Source organism: Phenylobacterium sp. (genome assembly GCF_030654915.1).
Lineage (GTDB): Bacteria > Pseudomonadota > Alphaproteobacteria > Caulobacterales > Caulobacteraceae > Phenylobacterium.
In genome coordinates, this window is record NZ_JAURWM010000344.1 from 1 (window position 1) to 1,332 (window position 1,332).

1 protein-coding gene and 1 pseudogene are annotated in these 1,332 nt (G+C 68.2%); both read right to left on the minus strand.

Features of this window, described 5'->3' with window-relative positions; translation table 11 throughout:
• Positions 1-59 precede the first annotated feature (59 nt).
• Positions 60-710, minus strand: coding sequence for an HAD family hydrolase (locus Q7T84_RS17780; protein ID WP_304811506.1), 651 nt, complete (start codon positions 708-710; stop codon positions 60-62).
• A pseudogene (locus Q7T84_RS17785) lies at positions 710-1,332 on the minus strand (DNA mismatch repair protein MutS); the annotation flags it as partial. The gene Q7T84_RS17780 and the pseudogene Q7T84_RS17785, both read right to left, overlap by 1 nt.

Genomic DNA, 1,332 nt, shown 5'->3' on the forward strand with positions numbered 1-1,332 from the left:
AGCCGGCCATCCATAGACTCCGCGGTCGGAGATCTATCTGGGCGGTTCGTGTTTATGGATCACCGGGACAAGCCCGGTGATGACGATACGTGCGTAGATAACCGCTCAGACCCGGCCTTCGCCATCAGGTCGGCCAACCGCTCCTGCCCCGTCCAGACCGCCGCCGCCCAGCCGCAGGCCTGGGCGGCTTGCACATTGGCGGCCTTGTCGTCGATGAAGAACAGCTCGCTGGGCGCAAAGCCGGTGCGCGCCTCGATCTCGCGATAGAACTCCAAGGCCGGCTTGGCGTGGCCGAGCGCCGCGGCGTAGTGGATCGCGTCGAAACGGTCCTTCAGCGCCATCTTGGTCCAGAGATAGTCGGCGCGCTCGTGCTCCTGCACGGTGGCCAAGTGCAGTTCGACGCCCCGCGACCGCACCAAGGCGAGTTGGTCCAGCAGGTCGTGATCCAGATGGCTGTCCTGCTCGAACCAATAATCGACCAGGACTTGGGAGGTGAGGTGCGGCGCGATCTGGGCCAGGGCTGGGGCCAACAGGTCGTGCAGGCGCGCGCGGCCATGCACCAGGTCGCCGAAGTTGGGCTTGAAGAAGGCGTTCTCCAGGTCCTCGAGCTTCAGTCCCAGGTCGGCCTCCAGATTGGCGGACCATCCCTGCGGATGGGGGTGGCGAACCACCACGCCGTCCACATCGACCATCAGGGCCTTCAGCGCCACTAGAGCATTTCCTTCAGGCGATAGAGCGCGGCCATCGCCTCGCGCGGGCTCATGCTGTCGGCGTCGAGGGCGCGCAACGCTTCCTCCACCTGGCTCGGCCCGCGATGTTCGGGCTCGGCGACCGAGCTTGCGAACAACGGCAGCCCGTCGAGATGGGCGGGCGCCCCGGCTTCGCGCTCGAGCCGGTCCAGCACCTCGCGGGCGCGGACCACCACGGCGGGCGGCACCCCGGCCAGCTTGGCCACCTGCACCCCGTAGGAGCGATCGGCGGGACCAGGCCCGGCCTCGTGCAGGAAGATCAGGTCGCCGTTCCACTCCTTGGCCTTCAGCGACAGGTTGGCGACGTGGGCCAGCCGATCCTCGAGCACGGCGAGTTCGTGATAGTGGGTGGCGAACAGCCCCCGGCAACGGTTGGTCTCGTGCAGCGCCTCGGCGCAGGCCCAGGCGATGGCCAGGCCGTCATAGGTGGCTGTGCCGCGGCCGATCTCGTCGAGGATCACGAAGCTGCGCGGGGTGGCCTGGGTGAGGATCGCCGCGGTCTCGACCATCTCGGCCATGAAGGTCGAGCGGCCGCGGGCCAGGTCGTCGCCGGCGCCGACGCGGCTGAACAGCCGGTCGATCA